The organism is Pseudomonas sp. Sample_11 (assembly GCF_004307505.1).
GTDB classification, from domain to species: Bacteria; Pseudomonadota; Gammaproteobacteria; order Pseudomonadales; family Pseudomonadaceae; genus Aquipseudomonas; species Aquipseudomonas atacamensis.
On sequence record NZ_RCOD01000041.1, the window covers coordinates 93176 to 116464 of the forward strand.

Below are 23289 nucleotides of genomic sequence, written 5' to 3' on the forward strand. Positions count from 1 at the left end.
GTGTAGGAGCTGCCGGAGGCTGCGATCTTTTGCTTTAAAGCCTCAGACGCCGGCCTTCGGCGAGACCAGCGAATCATTGCCGGTAACGGTTGCCGTTTCGGTGGCCACTTCGGCATTGGTCTTCAGCTTGCTCAGCTCTTCCCCGGCGCGTTCGATCTTCGCCCGCACGTTGCTCATGTCCTGACGGCCTTTTTCCAGCAGGCTTTTCGCCGAGCAGTGCCCGGTAATGCCACGGGCCACGGCCATGCCGCCGAGCGCCACTTGCAGCAGGCCGAACACGCCGCCACGGCGCAGGCCCTTGCCGACCATCAGCACGCCGCCGGTCAACGAGCCGACGCGCTCCCAGCCATGCACGTTCTTGTGCGAAGGCGACTGGAACGGGGTGGATTCGATGCGTTCTACGCGTTTGAGCTCGCTCATGGTCTATCTCCAGGCAGGGTGCGATTGATAGATAAGCTGACTGCCAGGGCGGTCAGCTTGTTCCATCGAATGTACGACGCTTCAGCGGAATTTCGGCCCGGAGCGGGTGTTCAGGCCCTTGGCCATGCGGTCGTAGAGCACGACGTTGACCGTGGCGGCGAGGTTCATGCAGCCGGTGGTCGGGATGTACACGACGTCTTCGCACCAGTCGCGAATCTCTTTATCCAGCGAACCATCCTCGGGGCCGAAGATGTACAGGGCGCGGTCGGGATGGGTGTATTCGGGCAGCGGCCGGGCGCCGTCGACCAGCTCCACCGCCACGGGTACGCAGTTGAGCGGAAGGATTTTTTTCAGGTCGTCGATGCCGATCAGCGGGATGTCGTAGTGCACGCGCTTGGTGTCGGTGACGAAGTCGGCGGCGCGTTCATAACGCTTGCCGGTGTAGAACACCGACGCCACGCCGTAACAGCCTGCGGCGCGCATCACCGAACCGACGTTCTCCGGAGATTTGGGGTTGTACAAACCAATGCAGCTGTACCGTTTGTCTGCCACGAGCGGGGTGCCTTCGGGAAAAAGAGGGCGATTATACGGGGATAAGATCAAAAGATCGCAGCCTTCGGCAGCTCCTACAGTCTAATGGCGTACACCGTGTAGGAGCTGCCGAAGGCTGCGATCTTTGCTTTTACTCTTCTTTTTTCATCAAGCCAGCCAGGGCCGCAAACGGGTTATGCGTGGCCTTGGCGATCTTCGGTGTGCTCAGCGAGCCGTCGCCGAAATACTGCTGATCGGTGTAACGCGAGTGTTCGTTGTCGTGGCAATACAGGCACAACAGCTCCCAGTTCGAGCCGTCCTGCGGGTTGTTGTCGTGGTTGTGGTCGCGGTGGTGCACGGTCAGTTCGCTCAGGCGCTTGCCGGAAAACTCACGGGCGCAGCGGCCGCAGACGTGCGGGTACATTTTCAGGGCCTTGTCGCGGTAGCCCATTTCCTTGTCGCGCTGGTTGTCGGCGAGGATGCGGTCCAGCTTCGACGTGTTGGTGGGGGTGGACGAACTCATGGGTTCACCTTTGCAGAAAGACTGATGACGGTTATGCGCAGAGTTTAGCTCAGCCCTTGAGCTTCTCGGCAATCCAGATCGTGTGGCGGGTGCCCTTGTTGCCGTGGGCGAAGACCTGGACTTCCTCGGCCTTGAAGCCGGCCTTCTTCAGTTTGTCGGAAAACTGCCGGTCGGCGCTGGCCGACCACACCGCGAGCGCGCCTTTGGGACGCAGGGCCTTGGCGCAGGCATTCAGACCAGCGGCGGAGTACAGCCAACTGTTGGCCTTCTGGGTCAGACCTTCAGGGCCGTTATCGACGTCGAGCATGATCGCGTCGAAACCGTTCGGCTCGCTTTGCAGCACGTTGGCCACATCTTCCATGCGGATCACCGTTCGCGGATCGAGCAATGGCCGACCGGATTTCTCCCCGAGCGGGCCGCGATTCCACTCGACCACGCCGGGCACCAGCTCAGCGACCACCACTTCGGCGGATTTGCCCAAGTGCTTGAGTGCCGAGGCGAGGGTGAAACCCATGCCCAGGCCGCCGATCAATACCCGCGAATTCGGCCGGCCGGCGACCTTGCGGCAGGGAATCTCGGCCAGTGCGTCCTCGGAACCGTGCATGCGCGTGTTCATCAACTGTCCGCCGTCGCCGCCCTGGATCTTGATGACGAAGTCCTCGCCATACTCGAACAGGCACAGGGCACCGCCGTTTTCAGGGATCGGGGTGGTGTCGAGCAGAACGAAACGTTTCATGGAAATCTCTACAAGGGGGAAGGCAAGCAGGCGCGTTGGGAGTAGCCTGAGCACAGACTAAAGGCCAAACGGAGCCCTTGATGAAGCGCACCATTCTAACGGTCATTACCCTGGCCGCGCTCGCGATTACTGCGGTGCAGGCCCAGCAGAGCGTTCCAGTCAGCCCGACGCCGCAACCCGGTTCGCCCGGCACTGCGACGCCGACGCCGTATCCGCAGATCACCCCGATCACCCTGCCCAAGTCGGGCGCCGGCAGTGGCAGCCCACCGCTGGTACCGATCGAAATGCCCAGCCCGCCGAGCAAGGATCAACCGGTGCCGGGCATCGAGCCGAACGGCAACAAGGTCAAGCCCCCCGGCGGTTAAACCTGTTGTGCGGCGAGTTGGCCGTCGGCCATGCGCAGGCGTTTGGACAGCGAGACGGCGAGGGCGCGGATGATTTTTGCGGCGATTTTCGGTGCGTCGTTGAGCATTTTCTCCAGCGAGTCCTTGCCCAGGTTGAGCAACTGACAATTGCTCGCCGCGATGCATGTGGCCGAACGGCGTTCGCCATCAAGCACGGCCATTTCACCGAAGGCCCGGCCGCTGCGCAGGGTGGCCATGGTGATCACCTGGCCGTCGGCGCCGGTTTTCTGCACGGCGACCTGGCCGGTGTGGATGATGCACATGAAACTGCCGGCATCACCCTCGCGAAAAATCGCCTCGCCCTCAGCCACGGTGCTGATACTGAAATAGCCGGAAGCGGCCGCAAAGTCGGCCAGTTGCAATTGATCGAACAGGCCACAGTCCATCAGCCAGTCGCGGATTTCGTTGTTCAGAAAGGTCGGTTCAGACATGTCGATGCGGTCTTTTTGTTATCACTGTTTCCAAGGAGCACACGGTCCCCATGTAGGAGCTGCCGAAGGCTGCGATCTTTTGATCTTGTCGTTCAAAACCAGGATCAAAAGATCGCAGCCTTCGGCAGCTCCTACACAGGGAGTTGGTGGGGGCTTTTGGTCTGCAGTTAAGACCCAAGCCACCCACAGAGTTCCTCAGGCAATCCCCAAAACCTTGAACACAAATGCATATTCGAGCGCTACGTCACGTAATCCCTGATAGCGCCCGCTCATGCCGCCATGCCCAGCACCCAATTCAGTCTTGAGCAGCAGCACATTGTCGTCGGTCTTGGTCGCGCGCAATTTCGCCACCCACTTGGCCGCTTCCCAGTACTGCACGCGGCTGTCGTTGTAGCCAGCGATCACCAGCAGCGGCGGATAAGCCTGCGCGGTGACGTTTTCGTACGGCGCGTAAGCCTTGATCCGATCATAGACGTCCGGTTCTTCCGGGTTGCCCCATTCGTCGTATTCGGTAACGGTCAGCGGCAGCTCGGGGTCGAGCATGGTGTTGAGCACGTCGACGAACGGCACTTCGGCAATCGCTACGCCGAACAGATCCGGGCGCTGGTTGAGCACCGCGCCGATCAGCAGGCCACCGGCGCTGCCGCCACTGATCGCCAGTTTCTCCGCCGTGGTGATGCCGTTGAGAATCAGGAATTCGGCGCAAGCGATGAAGTCGCTGAAGGTGTTGTGTTTGTGTTCCTGCTTGCCGGCGCGATACCAGGCTTCGCCCAATTCACCACCACCGCGTATGTGAGCGATGGCGAAGGCCATGCCGCGATCGAGCAGGCTCAGGCGTGCATGGGAAAACCATGGGTCGAGGCTGGAACCGTAGGCGCCGTAACCGTACAGATACAGCGGCACCGGTTTACCGACCATCTCGCGTTTCATCACCAGACTGATCGGCACCTGCGTGCCGTCCGGGGCGGTGGCCCATAGACGTTGGCTGACATAGGCGTCGGCATCAAATTGGCCGAGTACCGGGGTTTCCTTGAGCACCGTTTGTTCGCCGCTGGCAAGAATCAACTGGCGCACCTGGGCCGGGCGATTCAATGCTTCGTAGCGCAAGCGAATGCGGTCGCTCTCGAACTCCAGGCTGTTTTGCACATGCAGACTGTAGGCCGCATCGGGCAACTGCACGCGATACGACGCCTGGCCCTGCGGGTGAACCTGGATGATCGGCAGGCCACCTTCGCGCAGGCTCAAGGTCATCGCCTCTGCGTTGAGGCTGACGCCGTCGAGCATCACTTCTTCGTTGTGCGGGATCAGGTTCTGCCAGTCGGCTTCGCTCGGCGGCACGCCAGTGTCCGGGGCCTGATACAGGGCGAAGTTGATGCCGTCGCGGTTGGTGCGGATAAACCAGGTCCAGACGCCATCGAGCAGGCCGTGGTCGACGTCGTATTCGTGATCTTCGACCCGTGGCGCCAGGCAGCTGAACGGCAGGTGCGGCTGATTGGCGTCCAGCGCCCACACTTCACTGGTGGTCTTGCTGCCCAGCGACAGCAGCAATTGCTGTTCGGAGCTGGCGCGGTAGCAATGCAGGAAGAAACGACCGTCCGGCTCGTGAAAAACCTCTTCGGCGGCAGTGCCATCGAGGCGATAGCGGAACAGTTTATGCGGGCGATGGGTGTCGTCGAGCACACCGAAAAACAGGGTCAGGCTGTCGTTGGCCCAGGTCATGCTGCCGTCGCAATCCTCGAATTCCAGTTCGCTGACCCTGTCGTTGGACAGCTCCTTGACGAACAGCGTGTAGACCTCGTCGCCCGAAGCATCGACGCTGTAGGCCAGGCGCTGGTGATCGGGGCTGATGCTGAACGCACCGAGCGAGAAGAAGCCGCCATCGGCCAGCGCATTCGGGTCGAGCAGCAATTGTTCGCGGCTTTCATCGAGGGTCAGGCTGTCGTCGGCAGGACGCGGGCAGCGGTAGTGCCGGGCGTATTCGTCACCGGCGGTGGTGCGCGTGTAATACAGATACGGGCCCCAAGGCGAGGGCAGGGACAGATCGGTCTCGAGAATCCGCCCCTTGATCTCATTGAACAGGCTTTCACGCAGTTCGGCCTGATCGGCGGTTTGCGCTTCCTGATAAGCGTTTTCAGCCTTGAGGTAGTCGAGCACCGCTTCGGTGTCGCGCTCCTGCAGCCAGGCATACGGGTCGGCGCCGGGCGCCCGCTGGGCAATCGGGGCAGTCATGACATTGGCGGATTCGGGCATGGGAGGCTCTCGGACAATATTCGGAATTGGGTTGTTCGCAGGGCTTGAAAGCGCCGCAGCCCTTGTGGGAGCGAGCCTGCTCGCGAAAGCGGTGTGTCAGACATAGCTGTTGCAACTGACAGTCCGTATTCGCGAGCAGGCTCGCTCCCACAGGGGCGGCTGCTGGCCGTCTGGTATTGGGACAAGCCGCATGGGCGAAAAGTCGTTACTATAAGCGCCAATTTGCCTGCCTTGCCATGGACACCATGACCGAGAACGACTATCTGATCGCCTGGGGCCTTTACGCCTTTGCCGCCGTGGGCTGCCTGCTGGTATGGATGCGCCTGACCACCTGGATGTGGCGCTGGCTGCGCGAGCCGCTGCGTGTGCTGATGGCGGTGTTGCTGTTCAGCCCGACCATCGTCGATCCGGTGAAGGCCAAAGTAGCACCGGCCATCGCCATCACCGCCCTGGACATGCTGTTCAAGGTCGGCAACAACGCCTGGCGCGCGGTTTCCGATCTGTTCATGTACGGCATGATCGCCTTCGGGGTGTATCTGGTTTTCGTCTTGATCCGCCTGCCGATCGAGCGTGCCTCGACAGCCCGGCGTGAACGCGCCGAGGCCGCCAAGGCCGCCGCCCGTGCCGAAGAGCGCGACGATGATCAACCGTTCGGCGGCGCCGGTGATGACCGCTACGGTCGCCCGCCAGTGCCGAACAATCCGCAGCGCATGCGGGTCGAGCCGCGTCTGTAACCCGAGAGTCCGCACATGTGTGAATTATTGGGCATGAGTGCCAACGTGCCGACCGACATCGTGTTCAGCTTCACCGGCCTGATGCAGCGCGGCGGCCGCACCGGCCCGCACCGCGACGGCTGGGGCATTGCCTTCTACGAAGGGCGCGGCTTACGTCTGTTTCAGGACCCGGCAGCGAGCAGCGAGTCGGAAGTTGCCAACCTGGTGCAGCGCTATCCGATCAAGAGCGAAGTGGTCATCGGCCACATCCGCCAGGCCAACGTCGGCAAGGTCTGCCTGTCCAACACCCACCCGTTCGTCCGCGAACTGTGGGGGCGCAACTGGTGTTTCGCGCACAACGGCCAGCTCGCCGACTTCATTCCAATCAAAAGCTTCTACCGCCCGGTCGGCGATACCGACAGCGAAGCGGCATTCTGCGATCTGCTCAACCGTGTGCGTGCTGCGTTTCCGGAACCGGTCGATATCGAAGTGCTGCTGCCGGATCTGGTCGCAGCGTGCGCCGAATATCGCAGCAAAGGCGTGTTCAATTGCCTGCTCAGCGACGGTGACTGGCTGTTCTGTTACTGCTCGACCAAACTGGCTCAGATCACCCGCCGCGCACCGTTCGGCCCGGCGCGGCTCAAGGATGTCGATGTGATTGTCGACTTCCAGGCCGAAACCACGCCCAACGATGTGGTCACGGTGATTGCCACCGAGCCTCTGACCGAAAACGAAACCTGGACCCGCTACGAACCGGGCCAATGGAGCCTGTGGCGACGCGGCGAATGCGTCAGCCAGGGCAAGACCGAATAAGGATTTGCACCCATGTTGCTCAGTTATCTACGGCTGGTGTTGTTTGCGGCGGGCCTGTTGATCGGTGTCCAGGTGCCGGGGTTTATCAACGATTACGCCCAGCGTGTCGAAGCGCATCTGATCGAAGCGCAGACCGGCCTGCGTGGTTTCCAAGGCACGGCCGATCAGTTTTTCAAAGGCGACATGCAGGCGCTGGTCGCGCATTACCGGGCCAGCGAAGACCCGATTTTCCGCAGCGATGCCGACAGCCTGAACACCTTGCTGACCCGCCAGGTCGCGCTGGACAAGCAATTCCAGGCGATGCAAGGCCCGTGGTATGTGCGCTTCCTGCAAGTGGTCCTGGCCGCTGATCCGGACATTCGCAAGGAAACCTGGAACGGCTACAGCTACCAGATCCTGCTGACGCCAGAGGCGATGATCTGGGGCATGAGCGGCGCGTTGCTGCTGTCGTTCGGCATCGAATGCCTGTTCCGCCTGATCGACTGGGTCGTCCTCGGCGGCCGCCGCCTGCGCCAGAGCCGACCGATCGAAGATCGCGACGTGCGCGGTTTATAAGACCTGCTCATCCGCTGGCAAGAGAGGCTTTATGGCATGGGGGATTCTGTGGCGAGTCGGCTCTGTGGTGAGTGGGTACTGAGGTGAATGGGCTATGGAGGGAGTGGGTTCTGTGGCGAATGAGTTCCGTGGCGAGGGGATTTATCCCCGTTGGGCTGCGCAGCAGCCCCAAAACCTGCAAATGCGGTACCTCTGAAAGACCGCGTTGGCCGCACGACTGCTGCGCAGCCGAGCGGGGATAAATCCCCTCGCCACTGATCATCCAGTGAGGGTGATGCAGTCCTTGCCGACCTTGTGCGCATACCCCGCCAAGACCTGCTGACACAACGTCACAATCTCCTCGACCCACTCAACCCCGACCCGCCACGACACCACCACCGGCAGATTCGCTGGTCGCTGCTCGATGTCGAGCAAGATCAATTCGCCACGCGCCAGTTCCTCGGCCACCAGCACCGGCGGCAGCGCGCCGATACCGAAGCCATCGCGCAACAACCGGGTGATCGCTGACACCGAATTCACGCAATTCAAGCGTGGCGCCATGACGCCGTTGGCCTGCATCAGGGCGACGATATCCTGATGCGGCCGTGAGTTTTTCGAGTAGGTGATGATCCGCTCTTGCGCCAGTTCGGCGAGGTCGGCGTAGTCGCGGTTGTAGATCGAATTGCTGGCGACGATCCAGCCCAGCGGATGGCTGGCCAACTCCAGGCTGCGCACGCTTTCGTGGCGGATCAGATCGGTTTGCAACACCAGATCGAGAAAGCCCTTTTGCAGCTGGTCGCAGAGGTTCAGCGCGGTATCTGCGACCAACTCGATCTCCACCCGTGGATACAGATCGGTCATCTGCGCCACCAGTGGGCTCAGCCAGGTATGAATCACCGTGTCCATCACGCCGATACGCACCCGGCCGACCTTGCTCGAACGGGTTTCGATCGATTGTTTCAGCGCCGCCATGGTGTCGAGCATCTGCTCGGCATAGTCGAGCACTTTCAGGCCTTCCGGGGTCAGGCTGACGCCGCGTGAATCGCGCAGAAACAGCTTCACGCCCAGCTCGCCTTCGAGCACCGCAATGCGGCTGGAAATCGATGCCTGGGTGGTGAACAGCTTGTCAGCGGTCAGGCGAAAACTCTTCAGGCGCGCGACCCAGACAAAGGTCTCGAGAAACTTCAGATTCATGGACAAGGCTCGGCTGACAAATTTTTCTTATGCCTAAGGCGGGTTTTTATTCGTTGGACGGCGCAGGGCAGGGCGACGAAAAATCGGCGCATCCGGTTCCCACGATAGGCGTCGTCGGAGCTTCGAACAAGACCAATAAAAGCCCTGCGGAGATTTGCCATGAGTGCTCCCGACACCCTCCCGTTATCCAAACCTGTAACGCGCCCCGGGCCGTTCGACTGGTACCGCAACATCAACCAGCAGGAGCGCCGCACGTTCTGGAGCTGCAAGATCGGCTACGGTCTGGACGGCATGGACACGCAGATGCTCAGCTTCGTTGTGCCGACGCTGATCGCGATGTGGGGCATCACCACTGGCGAAGCGGGGCTGATTCACACCAGCACCCTGATCGCCTCGGCCATCGGCGGTTGGGTCGCCGGGATTCTCTCCGACCGCATCGGCCGCGTGCGCACCCTGCAACTGACGGTGCTGTGGTTCGCCTTCTTCACCTTCCTCTGCGGCTTCGCGCAAAATTACGAACAATTGCTGATCGCCCGCACCCTGATGGGCTTCGGATTCGGCGGTGAATGGACCGCTGGCGCAGTGTTGATCGGTGAAGTGATCCGCGCCAAAGATCGCGGCAAAGCGGTGGGCATGGTGCAATCCGGCTGGGCGCTGGGCTGGGGCCTGACGGCGATTCTGTACGCGTTGCTGTTCTCGGTATTGCCAGCGGAAGATGCCTGGCGGGCGCTGTTCATCCTCGGCATCGTGCCGGCGATATTCGTGATTTTCGTCCGTCGCCTGGTGAAAGATCCTGAGATTTATCGCGAAGCCAAAGCTGCGCAAACTCCGGAAAACCCGGCGAAGTTCTACGAGATCTTCGCACCGGGAATGCTCTTCACCACGTTTCGCGCTTCCTTGCTGACCACCGGTGCGCTGGGCGGCTACTACGCGATTACCTCCTGGCTGCCGACTTTCCTCAAGAACGAGCGCGGTTTGAGCGTGCTCGGCACCGGTGGTTATCTGGCGATGGTAATCGTCGGTTCCTACGTCGGCTATGTGATCAGCGCGTATCTGACCGACCTGCTCGGGCGGAAAAAGAATTTCATCTTGTTCGCGGTCGGCTCGTTCACCATCGTTCTGCTCTACACGCAGATGCCGGTCAGCAATGGCGTGATGCTCTGGCTGGGCTTTCCGCTGGGCTTCTTCGCTTCGGGGATTTTCAGCGGCATGGGCGCGTTTCTGACTGAATTGTTTCCTACGCGGATTCGCGGCTCGGGTCAGGGTTTCTGCTACAACATCGGCCGCGCACTGGCGGCGTTGTTTCCGCTGCTGATCGGCCTGCTCAGTCAGAAAGTGCCGCTGAGCATGGGCATCGGCGCCTTCGCGGCGGTTTCTTACGGCGTGGTGATTCTCGCGGCGCTGAGCCTGCCGGAAACCCGTGGCAAGCAACTCGACGCGCAGTAACTGATACCCTGCGCAGAAGTCTCCTACAGATAAAAAGACCAGCAGCTACAGGAGTGTTCACCGTGAGCCGCCTGCTATTGAATTGCGACATTGGCGAGAGCTTCGGCAGCTGGACCATGGGTCTGGACGCCGAAGTCATGCCCTTCATCGATTGCGCCAACGTTGCCTGTGGTTTCCATGCCGGCGACCCGAGCATCATGCGCAAAACCGTGGCGCTGGCCCTCGGACACGGCGTGCAGATTGGCGCGCACCCGGCCTATCAGGATCTGGTCGGATTCGGCCGACGCTCCATGGCGTATTCCGCGCAAGAGCTGCAGGACATCCTGCATTACCAGATCGGCGCCCTCGACGGCATCTGCAAGGCGCAGGGCGGGCGTGTGAGTTACGTCAAACCCCACGGCGCGATGTACAACGACATGATGGCCAACCCGGCGCAGTTGCGCGCGGTGGTGCAGGCCGTGGCCGCGTATGACCGCAGCCTGCCGCTGATGTTGATGGCGACCCGAGACAACGCTGCGGCGCAGCAAATTGGCGATGAATACGGCGTAACGCTGTGGTTTGAAGCGTTCGCCGACCGTGCCTACGACAGCGCCGGCCGGCTGGTCTCACGGCAATTGCCGGGCGCCGTGCATCACGATGCCGAAAAAATCATCGAGCAAGCGTTGACCATCGCCCGTGGCGGCGAACTCAGCGCCAGCGATGGCAGCGCCTTGATCCTGCGCGCCAACACCTTGTGCGTCCACGGCGACAACGCCAGTTCCGTGGCCGCCGTGCGGCGCATTCGCCAGGCCTTGCAGCAGTCGAGTGCGTCATGAATACACGGGTTGAAGTGGTGGCGCTCGATTGCCTGATGCTGCGTCTGTTCGATGACATCGCCGAAGCCAATATGCCGTGGATGCTCGCCGCCAGCGAGCGCTTGCGCACGGCGTTTGGTGCACAACTGATCGATCTGGTGCCGTCCTATACGACGTTGATGGTGCATTACGATCTGACGCTGTTGAGTCCGGCGCAGGCGCGCGAATTGATCGCCGAAGCGCTGGTCGATCTGACGCCGAATGCGCGAAGCGGTGGGCAGCGCCACGTCTTGCCGGTCTGGTACGACTTGAGTGTCGGCCCGGAACTGAGCCTGCTGGCTGAACGCAGCGGTCTCGCGGTGGAGGAGGTGATTCGTCGCCACAGCGCACGGGAATATCAGGTGTTCGCGTTGGGCTTTGCGCCGGGTTTTGCCTTCATGGGCCTGGTCGAAGAAATGCTCGCCGCGCCACGCTTGAGCACACCGCGCAAGAAAGTCGCCGCCGGCAGCGTCGGTATCGCTGAGCGGCAGACCGCTGCCTATCCGGTGGTCTCGCCCGGTGGCTGGAACCTGATCGGGCGCACCCCGGCGCAACTGTTTGATCGCCATCGCGACGGCTACAGCCTGATGCAACCGGGCGACACGGTGCGCTTCGAAGCCGTCGATCACGCCGAATTCATACGCTTGGGCGGCGATGACACCCCACTGGAGGCGCTGGCATGAGTCGATTGATGATCGAAGCCAGCACGCCGCTGTGCCTGTTGCAGGACGCCGGGCGGTTTGGCGTGCGGCATCTGGGCGTGACCCAGGGCGGCGCGGCGGATTGGTGCTCGATGAGCTGGGCCAATTGGCTGTTGGGTAATGAACTGGATGCGGCGGTGGTTGAAATCACCCTCGGCGGGTTTGCCGTGGTGGCTGAGGAGGATTGCCTGCTGGCGCTGGCAGGAGCGGATCTCGGCGCGCAGATCGACGGCCAGCCGCTGGCGCCGTGGCGCAGTTTCCGGTTGGCGAAAGGGCAGACATTGCGGATTACCCAACCCTTGCTCGGCGCCCGGGCTTATCTGGCCGCGCCCGGTGGGTTTACTGCGCCCAAGGTACTGGGCAGCAGTGCCACGGTACTGCGAGAAGAATTGGGCGGACTTGATGGCATGGGCCTTCCGCTCGCCAAAGGGGCGGCGCTCGGTTACAGCGGCGAAGCGTCAGCGGTGCGCGAAATGCCTTCGGCGCTGCGGCCGGATTTCAAAACGCATGCGCCTTTGGACTTGGTGCTCGGCGCACAGATCGGCCAGTTCAGCGGGCAGAGCCTGTTCGATGTGTTTAACAGCACCTGGACCATCGACAGTCGCGCCGACCGCATGGGTATCCGCCTGTTGGGCGCGGCGTTGCAATATCAAGGCGCGCCGATGATTTCCGAAGGGATTCCGTTGGGAGCAGTGCAGGTACCGCCGGACGGACAGCCGATTGTGTTGCTCAACGATCGCCAGACCATTGGTGGCTATCCGCGCATGGGTGCGTTGACACCGCTGGCGCTGGCGCGATTGGCGCAGTGCCTGCCGGGAGCGAAGGTGAGGTTAAGGCCGGTGGTGCAGGACGTCGCGCACCGCGAGCATGTCGAATATTTGCAGCGCTTCAAAGATCGCTAAAAGCTTCGCGAGCAGGCTCGCTCCCACAGATGTTGATCGTTCCCACGCTCCGCGTGGGAATGCCGCCCGGGACGCTCCGCGTCCCTGTGACGCAGAGCGTGACTTGATGCATTCCCACGCGGAGCATGGGAACGGTCAGGTCGTCATTTGGAAAGAAACCGCATCCCTTCCTCAAGCCCGCGCAGCGTCAGTGGATACATCTGATCCTCGATCAGATCGCGGACGATGTTGGTCGATGAGGTATAGCCCCAGGTATCTTTCGGATACGGATTGATCCAGATGAGCTTCTTGTATTTCTCCATGAAGCGCTGCATCCAGACGTAACCCGGCTCTTCGTTCCAGTGCTCGACGCTGCCGCCAGCCTGGGTGATTTCGTACGGCGCCATGGCCGCGTCACCGATAAAGATAACTTTGTAGTCGGCGCCGTATTTGTGCAGCAGATCCTGGGTCGAAGTGCGCTCGGAAGTGCGGCGCATGTTGTTTTTCCACACCGATTCATAGATGAAGTTGTGGAAGTAGAAGTACTCCAGGTGCTTGAACTCGGTCTTGCAGGCCGAGAACAATTCCTCACAGATCTTCACGTGCGCGTCCATCGAGCCGCCGATGTCGAACAACAGCAGCAGCTTCACCGTGTTGCGCCGTTCCGGGCGCATCTGGATGTTCAGCAGGCCGGCGTCCTTGGCGGTGTGGTCGATGGTGCCGTCGATGTCGAGTTCTTCCGCCGCACCCTGACGAGCAAACTTGCGCAGGCGACGCAGGGCGACCTTGATGTTGCGCGTGCCCAGTTCCACCGAATCGTCGAGGTTCTTGTACTCGCGCTGATCCCAGACCTTGACCGCTTTGCCCTGACGCTTGCCAGCGTCGCCAACCCGGATGCCTTCAGGGTTGAAACCGCCGGAGCCGAACGGGCTGGTGCCGCCGGTGCCGATCCATTTGTTGCCGCCGGCGTGGCGTTCCTTCTGTTCTTCCAGACGCTTCTTGAATTCCTCGATGAGTTTGTCCAGCCCGCCAAGAGACTGGATCTGCGCGCGTTCTTCGTCGCTCAGCGAGCGCTCGAATTCCTTGCGCAGCCAGTCCTCGGGAATCAGCGCCTGCAAGTGGTCGTCGAGTTTCTCCAGGCCATTGAAGTAGGCACCGAACGCGCGGTCGAACTTGTCGAAATGGCGCTCGTCCTTCACCAGAATCGCCCGCGACAAGTAATAAAACTCGTCCATGTCGGCGAAGGTCACACGCTGTTTCAGCGCGTTGATCAGGTCGAGCAGCTCGCGCACCGATACCGGTACCTTGGCTGCACGCATTTCGTTGAACAGGTTGAGCAACATGGCAGCAGCCTCTTAGCGGGTGCCGCGCCGGCTCATGAACGCCAGGCGCTCAAGCAGTTGCACGTCCTGTTCGTTCTTCACCAGTGCACCTGCCAGTGGCGGGATGGCCTTGGTCGGATCGCGCTCGCGCAGCACCGCTTCGCCGATATTGTCGGCCATCAGCAGTTTCAGCCAGTCGACCAGCTCGGACGTCGAAGGCTTTTTCTTCAGGCCCGGTACCTTGCGCACGTCGAAGAACACATCGAGCGCTTCGCTGACCAGATCCTTTTTGATGTCCGGGTAGTGCACGTCGACGATTTTCTGCAGGGTAGTGCGGTCGGGGAAAGCGATGTAGTGGAAGAAGCAGCGGCGCAGGAAGGCGTCCGGCAGCTCTTTCTCGTTGTTGGAAGTAATGATGATGATCGGGCGCTTCTTGGCCTTGATGGTCTCGTCGATCTCGTAAACGTAGAACTCCATCTTGTCGAGTTCTTGCAACAGGTCGTTGGGGAACTCGATGTCGGCCTTGTCAATTTCGTCGATCAGCAGAATCACCCGCTCCTCGGACTCGAAGGCTTCCCAGAGCTTGCCTTTCTTCAGGTAATTGCGCACATCGTGGACTTTTTCATTGCCCAGCTGCGAGTCGCGCAAACGGCTGACCGCGTCGTACTCGTACAGACCCTGATGGGCCTTGGTGGTGGATTTGATGTGCCAGGTGATCAGCTTGGCATCGAACGACTCGGCCAGTTGCTCGGCGAGCATGGTCTTGCCGGTGCCCGGCTCACCCTTGACCAGCAGCGGTCGTTCCAGGGTGATGGCGGCGTTGACCGCCAGCTTCAGGTCATCGGTGGCGACGTAGGCCTGGGTGCCTTCGAACTTCATCTGCAAATCCTCGAACGGTAACGCTGACCTTACGGGCAGGGCGGGGCGAAATAATCGGATGCCCGACTATAACGCGCACGCCGGTCGACTGTGAACGCAGACGGCTTATTCAGTCTCTGAATGGAGCGTCACATGTTGACTCAGTCTCGGCGGGTGGCCGAATATTTTGTCAACCGCAAAACTTAACCCTCATCCGGCTTCGGCCGTTCGTACCGCGCATTGAATGCCTGGATGAAGCCATTGCGCAAAATCTGCAAAAACGCTTCGAAGGCGTTGACGTTCTGCTGGTGAACATTGCCGCTGAGTTCAACGCGGGTGGCGAACTGGTTTTTGTTCTGGTTTTTCAGCACGGTCTCGGTGCCGCCGACCAACGCTTCCCAGATTGAGCGGAACAGGCCTTTGTTCTTGTTTTCGACGTCTTGCTGCCAGTTGAATACATCGACGTCGCGCAGCAGGGGTTTGATGTAGCCGGTGAGCCGGGCTTTCTCTGCCTTGGCTTCGATAACCACATCGCCGTGGCCGGCGTTGAAATCGAATTTGCCGTAGGCGGCGGCGAAGTCGTTCATGCGTTTGAGCTCGATGTCACGGGCGCGCAGGCGGAATTCAAAGTCTTCGAAGTTGCTCAGTGGATCGAAGGTGGCGGTGGTTTCCAGCGGCGCGTGGCCCAGCAGCAACGCCTTGCCTTCAAAGCGCGCGTCGCGTTTGCCTTCCTTGTCGACCACATTGGTCAGGTTGTAGATGCTGGCGTTGACGTTGCTGGCGTTCATGTTCACCGGCGGCTTGGAATTGAAGTTGCGGAAGGTGATACGGCCGTCGTTGATCTGCACTTCATCGAGGGTGATCGGCAGCAGCTTGCCCAACTGCTCACGCCAGTCGGTGCCCTGACCGGTCTGCGAGTTCTGTTTGTTGGGGCCGCCGTCGACAAAGTTGATTTCGGGGTTGAGAAATTGCACCTGCGCGACCACGGCATGGTCGTACCACAGTGAATGCCAGCTTACCGACAGGTCGATCAACGGCGCATCGACGAACGGCACCGGTACCTTGCCATCGACCTTGACGATCTTCAGACCGTTGATTTTGTATGCGCCGCGCCACAGCGCGAGGTCGACATCGGTGATCTGGCCACGGTAATCGCCCATGTCCGCGAGCTTGTCATTGAGGTAGTCGCGTACCAGATAGGGCAGGGCGAAATGCAGGGCGACCAGCAGCACCACGACACCCGTCAGGGTCCAGAGCGGCCAGCTGTAACGACGTTTCATGCCATTGTTCCTTCAAGAGTGTGGCTTGACGATTCAAAGCGATTGACTCCGCGCGTTTGCAGACGTTCGACCCGACTGGACTGTGATCGGCAACGGGCTTACCTTGGAAGGCTGAATTCAACGCTGCATAAGGACCCAGCCATGAGCCGTATTTACGCTGACAACGCCCATTCCATCGGTAATACGCCGCTGGTCCAGATCAACCGCATCGCGCCGCGCGGGGTCACCATCCTGGCCAAGATCGAGGGGCGCAACCCCGGTTACTCGGTCAAATGCCGAATCGGCGCCAACATGATCTGGGACGCCGAAAGCAGCGGCAGACTCAAGCCGGGCATGACCATTGTCGAGCCGACTTCCGGTAACACCGGTATCGGTCTGGCCTTCGTTGCCGCTGCGCGTGGCTATAAATTGATGCTGACCATGCCGGCGTCGATGAGCATCGAGCGCCGCAAGGTTCTGAAAGCCTTGGGCGCGGAACTGGTGTTGACCGAGCCGGCCAAGGGCATGAAGGGCGCCATCGAGAAAGCTGCGGAAATCGTCGCCAGCGATGCCGACAAATACTTCATGCCGGCGCAGTTCGATAACCCGGCCAACCCGGCAATTCATGAGAAGACCACCGGCCCGGAAATCTGGAACGACACCGATGGTGCCGTGGATGTGCTGGTGGCTGGCGTAGGTACCGGTGGAACCATTACCGGTGTCTCGCGGTATATCAAGAACACCGCCGGGAAACCGATTCTGTCGGTGGCCGTCGAGCCGGCGTCTTCGCCAGTGATTACGCAAGCGTTGGCCGGTGCCGAGATCAAACCGAGCCCGCACAAGATTCAGGGCATTGGCGCCGGTTTTGTGCCGAAGAACCTTGATCTGTCGATGGTCGATCGCGTCGAACAGGTGACCGATGAAGAATCCAAGGCCATGGCTTTGCGCCTGATGCAGGAAGAGGGGATTTTGTGCGGGATTTCCTGCGGTGCTGCCATGGCGGTGGCGGTGCGTCTGGCGGAGAAACCAGAGATGCAGGGCAAAACCATCGTCGTGGTGCTGCCGGATTCGGGCGAGCGTTATCTGTCGAGCATGCTGTTCAGTGACCTGTTTACCGAGCAGGAGAACCAGCAGTAAGCCTGTTGATTCAAGTCAGCCAGGGTTCAGGCGCTGCATGTTAATAAAGGCTTTGTTGCGTAATGCTTAACACTGAATCTTGTGTCAGGCGGGTTTTTCCCGGAGCCGGTAGTGTTTATCATGGCCGGCTGCCATGCCGGGAAAAGGGCATTGCGCAGCGTTGTCTTTATTCAAGGAGTCGTTGATGACCGTTTCGTTTGCCGCCAAGGCGTTTGTGCTGTTGCTGTTTCTGGGCAGCACGCTCTATGTGCATTTGCGCGGCAAGGCGCGTTTGCCGGTATTGCGCCAGTTCGTCAACCACTCCGCACTGTTTGCTCCGTACAACGCGTTGATGTACCTGTTTTCCGCAGTGCCATCCAGACCGTATCTGGATCGCAGCAAGTTTCCGGAACTGGATGTTCTGCGCGACAACTGGGAAACCATTCGCGACGAAGCCATGCACTTGTTCGACGAAGGCTACATTCGCGCCGCCGAGAAGAACAACGATGCGGGTTTCGGTTCGTTCTTCAAGAAGGGCTGGAAGCGGTTCTATCTGAAGTGGTACGACAAACCGCTGCCGTCGGCCGAAGCCCTTTGCCCGAAAACCGTGGCGCTGGTCAGTGCCATACCCAACGTCAAGGGCGCGATGTTCGCGCTGCTGCCGGGCGGCAGTCACCTCAATCCGCACCGTGACCCGTTCGCCGGCTCCCTGCGTTATCACCTCGGCCTGTCGACACCCAACTCCGATGATTGCCGGATCTTCGTCGACGGTCAGGTCTATGCCTGGCGCGACGGCGATGACGTGATGTTCGACGAGACTTACGTGCACTGGGTCAAGAATGAAACCGCTCAGACTCGAGTGATTCTGTTCTGTGACATCGAACGCCCGCTGAGCAACCGCCTGATGACCCGCATCAATCGCTTCATCAGCGGCTGGCTCGGCCGCGCCACCGCGCCGCAGAATCTTGATGATGAACGCGTTGGCGGCATCAACCAGGCTTATGCCTGGAGCAAGAACTTCAGCGACCGTTTCAGCGGCGTGGTCAAGCAGTGGAAGCGCCGGCATCCCAAGGCCTACAGGGTAATGCGCCCGGTGCTGGCGGTGTTGGTGCTGACGTTGCTGGGGTATTGGCTGTTTGGTTGACGCTGGCTCAGAAATAAAAAACCGCTCCTCAGGAGCGGTTTTTTCACAATCGGCCAGCGGCCAGCACCGAGGGCTCATCTTCGATACCGGTGATCAGCAGTTGCAACAGACGCCGTTGATTAGCGGTCAATTCATGATCAGCCAATCTTTTAGTTTTCAGCGATCTGACCAGTGCTTCGGGAGGTCTATGTTTCGCTTTTTTCATGTTGCCTCCCGCTTTGATCACTGATTGATTGGCTTTCACAGTACTGGATTCTCCAAGGTTTTGACAAGGCGGCCTTCGATGTCGAAGCTGAAACCCAGCTTCTGATAAACGGGTATCGCACCGTCCAGCGGCTCTTGTATTTCGATAACATCGCAGCCAACGAAATGCGCGTATTGCTCAATTACCATCATCGCTAGTAGTCCTATGCGATTTTTCAAAGGATGTGTTCCGCCAGGACGCCCTTCCAATCTCACAACTCGTAATCTTCGTCGACTATTGTTCGGGTTTGCAAAACACAGGCCGCAGAGCTGCCCGGCGAACCAGATAGAGATGTCCAATGCGCGTGGTTCACGTGATTTCCAGGCGATGACTTCATGCCAGAAAAAGCAGGGTTCTTCCCATGTTTCAAAAGCATGAAGCGCATGCCTGTTTATCGGTTCGAATTGAATCAGGGATACATCCATAATCGAAGCGTCGGCCGCCTTGAGTTGGCCTTGTAAGCCGGCAATCTGCGAAGCGGCCCGCTTCCTCGCCTCCGACCGATAAACCTGATACCGCAAATACGTCCGTTCCCTTGGCATATGATCTCTTGCATTCCATGTCTCCTGACAATCCGTTGCCGCGCCAATAACCCTAACCACCCGGCGCCAGACTGTCGCTACCGGCCCTTCGCCCAAGTCATTGCAATCTATGTCCCGGGCTGGTTATAGTCAGCCCGCGAGCCGCCTGGCTCGCGCGTTCATTTCCTCACTAAAGATCAGCATTCATGCCTGCATCCCTCATCAACGCGGTAGTCGATTCAGCGGTCAACGCTGGCGTCGTGCCGTGCGGGAATCGGCAGCCTGTGCAGATCAGTCATTACCCTCCACCTGTCAGTAGCACGCCGGTGTGCGCAGTCGTTTCGCCGCCGGGCGTTGGTGTGCGGGGTTGATCGGCAGTTTCTGCTGACCCCTGCGCCCGCCAGAACAACCTACTGAATTTCAGCTTCGGCTGAGTTGGCTTCTTGCCTGACTACAGGTGGTATTCATGTTTGTCCTTTCGAAACAATCCGCGCTCGCGGCGACGTCCACGAGCCTGTTCGTTCTGCTGTGGAGCAGCGGGGCGATTTTCTCCAAGTGGGGCCTCGCCCATGCTTCGCCCTTTGCCTTTCTGCTGATTCGCTTCGCCATCGCCCTGTGCGGGCTGGTCTTGCTGGCGCCGTTGCTGAAATTGAAGTTGCCCAAGGGCGGCAAGCCGATGCTGTTCGCGATCGCCACGGGACTGGTGTTGCTCGGGGCCTATCAGATCTTTTATCTGCTGGCGCTGGATTGTAAAGTCACGCCGGGGGTAATGGCGACGATCATGGGCGTTCAGCCGATCCTCACCGTGGTCTTGATGGAACGCCAGCGTTCGGCGAGCCGCCTGTTCGGCCTGGCGCTGGGCCTGGCCGGGCTGGTCATGGTGGTTTATCAAGGGATCGGTCTGGCTGGAATGTCCTGGGCCGGCATGCTGTTCGGTTTGCTGGCGCTGGCGAGCATGACGCTCGGCTCGATCATGCAAAAACGCATCACCGACAATCCGCTCGGCACGCTGCCAGTGCAGTACCTGGCCGGCCTGTTGCTGTGCGCGATTTTCGTACCGTTCCAGCCGTTTCACTTCGAACACAGCGCAGGCTTCATTGTCCCGGTGTTATGGATGGGGCTGGTGGTTTCAGTGCTGGCGACGCTGTTGCTGTATCGACTGATCGCGCGGGGCAATTTGGTGAATGTCACCAGCCTGTTCTATCTGGTGCCGGCGGTGACGGCGGTGATGGATTACCTGATTTTCGGCAATCGGCTGGCGGCGTTGAGTGTGCTGGGGATGCTGCTGATTATTGTCGGGTTGGTATTTGTGTTCCGTAAAACCGGATAGCCGATAGGCAGGTGGCGCTTGTTGCGCCGCCTTTCGCGAGCAGGCTCGCTCCCACATTGGAATGTATTTTTCTGTGGGAGCGAGCCTGCTCGCGAATAACTGCGACACATACCCTCTAACGGGCTGGCACCTTCGCAGGCTTGACCACCGCCGGCTTCAACACCAGCCACAACGCCGCCGCAATCAACACTCCGCCATAAATGTGCGCCATCGACAACGGCTCATCCAGCAACAACGCCCCCCACAACACGCCGAACGGCGGGATCATGAAGGTCACGGTCATCGATTTCACCGGGCCGATCGAGCTGAGCAGGCGGAAATAGATGATGTAGGCAAACGCCGTGCAACCCAGGCCCAGGCCTAGCAGCGACAGCCAGACCTGCCAGCCGCCCCAGCTGACCGGCGGCGCGGTAATGGTGCTGTAGGCGAACAGCGGCAGCAAAAACAACGTCGCCCCGAGCATGCTGCCCAATGCCGACAAACGGCTGTCCAGCCCACCGGCCTGATCCAGCCAGCGCCGTGCGAGGAATCCGGCAAAGCCGTAGCAAGTGGTCGCCAGCAGGCAGGCGACCGCGCCCATCAGCAGTTGCAGATCGAAGGCTACGGGACCGGCACGCGTCAGCACACCGACGCCGAACAGACCGAGGAACACGCCGCTGAGCTTGGCCGCCGTGAGCTTTTCGCTGAAGAACAAACCGCCAATCAACACGCCCATCAGCGGCGTCGTGGCGTTGAAGATCGCCGAATAGCCCGCCGGCAATACCTGGGCGGCAACCGAATACAGCGTCGCCGGAATTCCCGAGTTGATTACGCCCAGCAGCATCACGGTCTTCAGCTTGCCCTTGAAATCCCAGCTGATGCGCATCAGCCCAAGGATCACCAGCAGCCCGGCAGCCGCGATCGACACCCGAAAGAAACCGGTCGGGATCGTGCCGATCACCGGGGCAATGATGCGCATGAACAGAAAACTCGCGCCCCAGATAGCGGCCAGCGACAACATACGGAAAATATCGACAGGGCTCACGGCGGGCTCCTTCCTTGATCGGGACGAGAGTGTTGCCGAGCGTCCGGATCATGGCAACCGCTATTCGGGCTTTTAATTCTGCTTGCCGATGCATCGGCACGAGAAACCCCGTCAACGGTCAACCCCGTATCGGTTTTGGCAGAAATTGCGCTTTTCCTGCGAGCGTTTCCGTGACTAAGCTCAGACCAACCGAATTCCCGCCGAGGTTTCATTTATGTCGCAGCAATGGCCAGCCACCGAGATCGCCCGGATGATCCTCGCCGGCTTCGACGATTACCGCGAGCATTTCCGCCGCATCACCGACGGCGCGCGCGAGCGCTTCGAACAGGCGCGCTGGCAGGAGGCACAGGCAGCGTCGGCGGCGCGGATCAATCTGTACGAAGAAAAGGTCGGCGAAACCGTTGCTCGCCTGCGCGAGTATTTCAATGACGAAACACTGATGGACGTCAGCTGCTGGCCGCTGGTGAAAAGCGCCTACATCAGTGTGATTGACCTGCGCTTCGACGATGAGCTGTCCGAAACCTGGTACAACTCGATTTTCTGCGGGCTGTTCAGCCACGACCTGATCAGCGACGGCTGCATGTTCATCCACACCACGCGCCCGAGCCTGCGCCGCGCCCGCGCCGCGCAAACCCGTACGTACAAGCCGCAGGGCCAACTGTCCGGGATGCTCGCCAGCATCTTCGCCGACTACCGCTTCAGCGAAGATTACGCCGATCTGCCTGGCGACCTGCTGCGGCTCGAAGCACAACTGCGCGAGAACCTGCCGGACTGGGTGTGCAAGGACCCGGAGCTGAGCGTCGAGCTATTTTCCTCGGTGCTCTACCGCAATAAAGGCGCGTATCTGGTCGGGCGCATTTACACCCGCGATGAGCAATGGCCGTTGGTGATTCCGCTGTTGCACCGCGAAGGTCGGGGCATTCAGATCGATGCGTTGATCACCGACGAAGCCGATGTGTCGATCATCTTCTCTTTCACCCGTTCGTATTTCATGGTCGATGTACCGGTGCCGGCGGAGTTCATCGGTTTTCTGCGACGCATTCTGCCGGGCAAGCACATCGCCGAGCTGTACACCTCGATCGGCTTCTACAAGCACGGCAAGTCGGAGTTCTACCGCGCGCTGATCAATCACCTGGCCAACACCGACGATCAGTTCATCATGGCCCCGGGCGTGCGCGGCATGGTCATGAGCGTGTTTACCCTGCCGGGTTTCAACACCGTATTCAAAATCATCAAGGACCGCTTTTCGCCGTCGAAAAACGTCGACCGCGCCACGGTGATCGAAAAGTATCGGCTGGTGAAAAGCGTCGATCGGGTCGGGCGCATGGCCGATACCCAGGAATTTGCCGACTTTCGTTTTCCGCTGAGCAAGTTCGATCCGGCGTGTCTGGAGGAACTGCTAGAGGTCGCGCCGTCGACGGTTTCGGTCGAAGGCGAAACCGTGCTGATCCGCCACTGCTGGACCGAGCGGCGGATGACTCCGCTCAACCTGTATCTGGAAAACGCCAACGACGCGCAAGTGCGCGAAGCGCTGGAAGATTACGGTCTGGCGATCAAGCAATTGGCGGCGGCGAATATTTTTCCCGGCGACATGCTGCTGAAAAACTTCGGCGTCACCCGTCACGGGCGCGTGGTGTTTTACGACTACGACGAAATCTGCTTCCTGACCGAAGCCAACTTCCGCCACATCCCGCAACCGCGCACGCCGGAGGACGAAATGGCCTCCGAGCCGTGGTACTCGATCGGACCGCTGGACGTGTTTCCCGAAGAGTTTCCGCCGTTCCTGTTTGCCGATGCCGGGCAGCGGAAATTGTTCGATCAATTGCATGGCGAGTTGTACAACGCCGATTACTGGAAGGGCTTGCAGGAGGCGATTCGGGCGGGGAAGGTCATCGATGTCTTCCCATACCGGCGCAAGGGCCTTGATAACGAATAACAAAACGCAGCTGCAAGCGGCAAGCTTCAAGCTGCAAGTTGAAAGCCGCAGTGACTTGCGGCTGGTAGCTTGGCGCTTGCAGCTGCTTTTCTGCGACAATCCGCCCCCTGCATAAATAGACGACC

At 60.1% G+C, this 23289-nt stretch carries 25 protein-coding genes; 12 read left to right on the top strand and 13 right to left on the bottom strand.

Annotated features, from left to right (window positions below):
* Positions 1-42 precede the first annotated feature (42 nt).
* The 4 genes from D8U60_RS10845 to D8U60_RS10860 form a co-directional block, all read right to left on the bottom strand.
* Positions 43-420, bottom strand: coding sequence for a DUF2892 domain-containing protein (locus D8U60_RS10845; protein WP_095180651.1), 378 nt, complete (start codon positions 418-420; stop codon positions 43-45).
* Between the two features lie 81 nt (positions 421-501).
* Positions 502-972, bottom strand: coding sequence for an RNA methyltransferase (locus tag D8U60_RS10850; RefSeq protein WP_046816778.1), 471 nt, complete (start codon positions 970-972; stop codon positions 502-504).
* 130 nt (positions 973-1102) lie between these two features.
* Positions 1103-1474, bottom strand: a complete 372-nt coding sequence (locus tag D8U60_RS10855; protein WP_122699709.1) for a YajD family HNH nuclease — start codon at positions 1472-1474, stop codon at positions 1103-1105.
* A gap of 49 nt (positions 1475-1523) precedes the next feature.
* On the bottom strand, positions 1524-2210 hold the full coding sequence (locus D8U60_RS10860) for a hypothetical protein (RefSeq protein ID WP_130900111.1): 687 nt from the start codon (positions 2208-2210) through the stop codon (positions 1524-1526).
* Positions 2211-2290: 80 nt separating this feature from the next.
* Here D8U60_RS10860 and D8U60_RS10865 point away from each other — a divergent pair, with 80 nt between their 5' ends.
* A complete protein-coding gene (locus D8U60_RS10865) occupies positions 2291-2575 on the top strand; it encodes a hypothetical protein (RefSeq protein WP_130900112.1) in 285 nt (94 codons plus the stop codon).
* On the opposite strand, the gene D8U60_RS10870 is transcribed toward D8U60_RS10865, so the two are convergent.
* Both D8U60_RS10870 and D8U60_RS10875 read right to left on the bottom strand, forming a co-directional pair.
* A complete protein-coding gene (locus tag D8U60_RS10870) occupies positions 2572-3045 on the bottom strand; it encodes a cyclic nucleotide-binding domain-containing protein (protein ID WP_016771227.1) in 474 nt (157 codons plus the stop codon). The genes D8U60_RS10865 and D8U60_RS10870 overlap by 4 nt on opposite strands.
* A 195-nt stretch (positions 3046-3240) precedes the next feature.
* Positions 3241-5295 carry a S9 family peptidase gene (locus D8U60_RS10875; RefSeq protein ID WP_130900113.1) on the bottom strand — a complete coding sequence of 685 codons (2055 nt, stop codon included), beginning with the start codon at positions 5293-5295 and terminating at the stop codon, positions 3241-3243.
* Positions 5296-5531: 236 nt separating this feature from the next.
* On the opposite strand from D8U60_RS10875, the gene D8U60_RS10880 reads away from it, so the two are divergent.
* Genes D8U60_RS10880 through D8U60_RS10890 form a run of 3 tightly spaced genes read left to right on the top strand, consistent with a single transcriptional unit; the run spans position 5532 to position 7376 of the window.
* Positions 5532-6029: a hypothetical protein gene (locus D8U60_RS10880; protein ID WP_016771225.1), complete on the top strand. Its 498-nt coding sequence runs from the start codon at positions 5532-5534 to the stop codon at positions 6027-6029.
* A 15-nt stretch (positions 6030-6044) separates the two neighbouring features.
* Positions 6045-6821 (top strand): class II glutamine amidotransferase, encoded by a 777-nt coding sequence (locus D8U60_RS10885; protein ID WP_039760955.1) that lies wholly within the window; start codon positions 6045-6047, stop codon positions 6819-6821.
* 12 nt (positions 6822-6833) lie between these two features.
* On the top strand, positions 6834-7376 hold the full coding sequence (locus D8U60_RS10890; RefSeq protein WP_016771223.1) for a DUF2937 family protein: 543 nt from the start codon (positions 6834-6836) through the stop codon (positions 7374-7376).
* A gap of 258 nt (positions 7377-7634) precedes the next feature.
* Here the strand turns inward: D8U60_RS10890 and D8U60_RS10895 are convergent, their stop codons facing one another.
* Positions 7635-8549: a LysR family transcriptional regulator gene (locus tag D8U60_RS10895; protein WP_071174694.1), complete on the bottom strand. Its 915-nt coding sequence runs from the start codon at positions 8547-8549 to the stop codon at positions 7635-7637.
* A 159-nt stretch (positions 8550-8708) separates the two neighbouring features.
* Between D8U60_RS10895 and D8U60_RS10900 the strand changes: the two genes are divergently transcribed.
* The 4 genes from D8U60_RS10900 to D8U60_RS10915 all read left to right on the top strand — a co-directional run bounded on the left by D8U60_RS10900 (position 8709) and on the right by D8U60_RS10915 (position 12431).
* Positions 8709-9995, top strand: a complete 1287-nt coding sequence (locus D8U60_RS10900) for an MFS transporter (protein ID WP_071174695.1) — start codon at positions 8709-8711, stop codon at positions 9993-9995.
* Between the two features lie 62 nt (positions 9996-10057).
* Positions 10058-10810 carry a 5-oxoprolinase subunit PxpA gene (locus D8U60_RS10905; RefSeq protein ID WP_130900114.1) on the top strand — a complete coding sequence of 251 codons (753 nt, stop codon included), beginning with the start codon at positions 10058-10060 and terminating at the stop codon, positions 10808-10810.
* Complete coding sequence (gene pxpB / locus D8U60_RS10910) at positions 10807-11511, top strand: 5-oxoprolinase subunit PxpB (RefSeq protein WP_130900115.1); 705 nt, start codon at positions 10807-10809, stop codon at positions 11509-11511. Before D8U60_RS10905 ends, pxpB begins: the two co-directional genes overlap by 4 nt.
* Positions 11508-12431 carry a biotin-dependent carboxyltransferase family protein gene (locus D8U60_RS10915; RefSeq protein WP_130900116.1) on the top strand — a complete coding sequence of 308 codons (924 nt, stop codon included), beginning with the start codon at positions 11508-11510 and terminating at the stop codon, positions 12429-12431. Before pxpB ends, D8U60_RS10915 begins: the two co-directional genes overlap by 4 nt.
* A gap of 143 nt (positions 12432-12574) precedes the next feature.
* Here the strand turns inward: D8U60_RS10915 and D8U60_RS10920 are convergent, their stop codons facing one another.
* From D8U60_RS10920 to D8U60_RS10930, 3 genes are all read right to left on the bottom strand, one after another.
* Entirely contained in the window at positions 12575-13753 is a 1179-nt protein-coding gene (locus D8U60_RS10920; protein WP_016771218.1) for a VWA domain-containing protein, read from the bottom strand.
* Positions 13754-13765: 12 nt separating this feature from the next.
* Positions 13766-14611: a MoxR family ATPase gene (locus D8U60_RS10925; RefSeq protein WP_024012028.1), complete on the bottom strand. Its 846-nt coding sequence runs from the start codon at positions 14609-14611 to the stop codon at positions 13766-13768.
* Between the two features lie 182 nt (positions 14612-14793).
* Complete coding sequence (locus D8U60_RS10930; RefSeq protein ID WP_122611698.1) at positions 14794-15870, bottom strand: DUF748 domain-containing protein; 1077 nt, start codon at positions 15868-15870, stop codon at positions 14794-14796.
* Positions 15871-16011: 141 nt separating this feature from the next.
* On the opposite strand from D8U60_RS10930, the gene cysK reads away from it, so the two are divergent.
* Positions 16012-16986 carry a cysteine synthase A gene (cysK, locus tag D8U60_RS10935; RefSeq protein ID WP_016771214.1) on the top strand — a complete coding sequence of 325 codons (975 nt, stop codon included), beginning with the start codon at positions 16012-16014 and terminating at the stop codon, positions 16984-16986.
* A 184-nt stretch (positions 16987-17170) separates the two neighbouring features.
* Positions 17171-18109, top strand: a complete 939-nt coding sequence (locus D8U60_RS10940) for an aspartyl/asparaginyl beta-hydroxylase domain-containing protein (RefSeq protein ID WP_041478836.1) — start codon at positions 17171-17173, stop codon at positions 18107-18109.
* Positions 18110-18152: 43 nt separating this feature from the next.
* Here D8U60_RS10940 and D8U60_RS27640 read toward each other — a convergent pair whose 3' ends face one another.
* Both D8U60_RS27640 and D8U60_RS10945 read right to left on the bottom strand, forming a co-directional pair.
* Entirely contained in the window at positions 18153-18314 is a 162-nt protein-coding gene (locus D8U60_RS27640; RefSeq protein ID WP_162999814.1) for a hypothetical protein, read from the bottom strand.
* Between the two features lie 35 nt (positions 18315-18349).
* A complete protein-coding gene (locus tag D8U60_RS10945) occupies positions 18350-18895 on the bottom strand; it encodes a hypothetical protein (protein WP_071174700.1) in 546 nt (181 codons plus the stop codon).
* Between the two features lie 445 nt (positions 18896-19340).
* On the opposite strand from D8U60_RS10945, the gene D8U60_RS10950 reads away from it, so the two are divergent.
* Complete coding sequence (locus D8U60_RS10950) at positions 19341-20204, top strand: DMT family transporter (RefSeq protein WP_071174701.1); 864 nt, start codon at positions 19341-19343, stop codon at positions 20202-20204.
* A gap of 115 nt (positions 20205-20319) precedes the next feature.
* On the opposite strand, the gene D8U60_RS10955 is transcribed toward D8U60_RS10950, so the two are convergent.
* Positions 20320-21228: a DMT family transporter gene (locus tag D8U60_RS10955; protein ID WP_073472898.1), complete on the bottom strand. Its 909-nt coding sequence runs from the start codon at positions 21226-21228 to the stop codon at positions 20320-20322.
* Positions 21229-21442: 214 nt separating this feature from the next.
* Here D8U60_RS10955 and aceK point away from each other — a divergent pair, with 214 nt between their 5' ends.
* Positions 21443-23164: a bifunctional isocitrate dehydrogenase kinase/phosphatase gene (gene aceK / locus D8U60_RS10960; RefSeq protein WP_130900117.1), complete on the top strand. Its 1722-nt coding sequence runs from the start codon at positions 21443-21445 to the stop codon at positions 23162-23164.
* Positions 23165-23289: the final 125 nt, after the last annotated feature.

Coding starts and splice junctions, on each gene's coding strand:
- D8U60_RS10845 (WP_095180651.1), bottom strand. CDS start 420: ATGAGCGAGCTCAAACGCGTAGAACGCATCGAATCCACCCCGTTCCAG.
- D8U60_RS10855 (WP_122699709.1), bottom strand. CDS start 1,474: ATGAGTTCGTCCACCCCCACCAACACGTCGAAGCTGGACCGCATCCTC.
- D8U60_RS10860 (WP_130900111.1), bottom strand. CDS start 2,210: ATGAAACGTTTCGTTCTGCTCGACACCACCCCGATCCCTGAAAACGGC.
- D8U60_RS10865 (WP_130900112.1), top strand. CDS start 2,291: ATGAAGCGCACCATTCTAACGGTCATTACCCTGGCCGCGCTCGCGATT.
- D8U60_RS10870 (WP_016771227.1), bottom strand. CDS start 3,045: ATGTCTGAACCGACCTTTCTGAACAACGAAATCCGCGACTGGCTGATG.
- D8U60_RS10875 (WP_130900113.1), bottom strand. CDS start 5,295: ATGCCCGAATCCGCCAATGTCATGACTGCCCCGATTGCCCAGCGGGCG.
- D8U60_RS10880 (WP_016771225.1), top strand. CDS start 5,532: ATGGACACCATGACCGAGAACGACTATCTGATCGCCTGGGGCCTTTAC.
- D8U60_RS10885 (WP_039760955.1), top strand. CDS start 6,045: ATGTGTGAATTATTGGGCATGAGTGCCAACGTGCCGACCGACATCGTG.
- D8U60_RS10890 (WP_016771223.1), top strand. CDS start 6,834: ATGTTGCTCAGTTATCTACGGCTGGTGTTGTTTGCGGCGGGCCTGTTG.
- D8U60_RS10895 (WP_071174694.1), bottom strand. CDS start 8,549: ATGAATCTGAAGTTTCTCGAGACCTTTGTCTGGGTCGCGCGCCTGAAG.
- D8U60_RS10900 (WP_071174695.1), top strand. CDS start 8,709: ATGAGTGCTCCCGACACCCTCCCGTTATCCAAACCTGTAACGCGCCCC.
- pxpB (WP_130900115.1), top strand. CDS start 10,807: ATGAATACACGGGTTGAAGTGGTGGCGCTCGATTGCCTGATGCTGCGT.
- D8U60_RS10915 (WP_130900116.1), top strand. CDS start 11,508: ATGAGTCGATTGATGATCGAAGCCAGCACGCCGCTGTGCCTGTTGCAG.
- D8U60_RS10920 (WP_016771218.1), bottom strand. CDS start 13,753: ATGTTGCTCAACCTGTTCAACGAAATGCGTGCAGCCAAGGTACCGGTA.
- D8U60_RS10925 (WP_024012028.1), bottom strand. CDS start 14,611: ATGAAGTTCGAAGGCACCCAGGCCTACGTCGCCACCGATGACCTGAAG.
- D8U60_RS10930 (WP_122611698.1), bottom strand. CDS start 15,870: ATGAAACGTCGTTACAGCTGGCCGCTCTGGACCCTGACGGGTGTCGTG.
- cysK (WP_016771214.1), top strand. CDS start 16,012: ATGAGCCGTATTTACGCTGACAACGCCCATTCCATCGGTAATACGCCG.
- D8U60_RS10940 (WP_041478836.1), top strand. CDS start 17,171: ATGACCGTTTCGTTTGCCGCCAAGGCGTTTGTGCTGTTGCTGTTTCTG.
- D8U60_RS27640 (WP_162999814.1), bottom strand. CDS start 18,314: ATGAAAAAAGCGAAACATAGACCTCCCGAAGCACTGGTCAGATCGCTG.
- D8U60_RS10945 (WP_071174700.1), bottom strand. CDS start 18,895: ATGCCAAGGGAACGGACGTATTTGCGGTATCAGGTTTATCGGTCGGAG.
- D8U60_RS10950 (WP_071174701.1), top strand. CDS start 19,341: ATGTTTGTCCTTTCGAAACAATCCGCGCTCGCGGCGACGTCCACGAGC.
- aceK (WP_130900117.1), top strand. CDS start 21,443: ATGTCGCAGCAATGGCCAGCCACCGAGATCGCCCGGATGATCCTCGCC.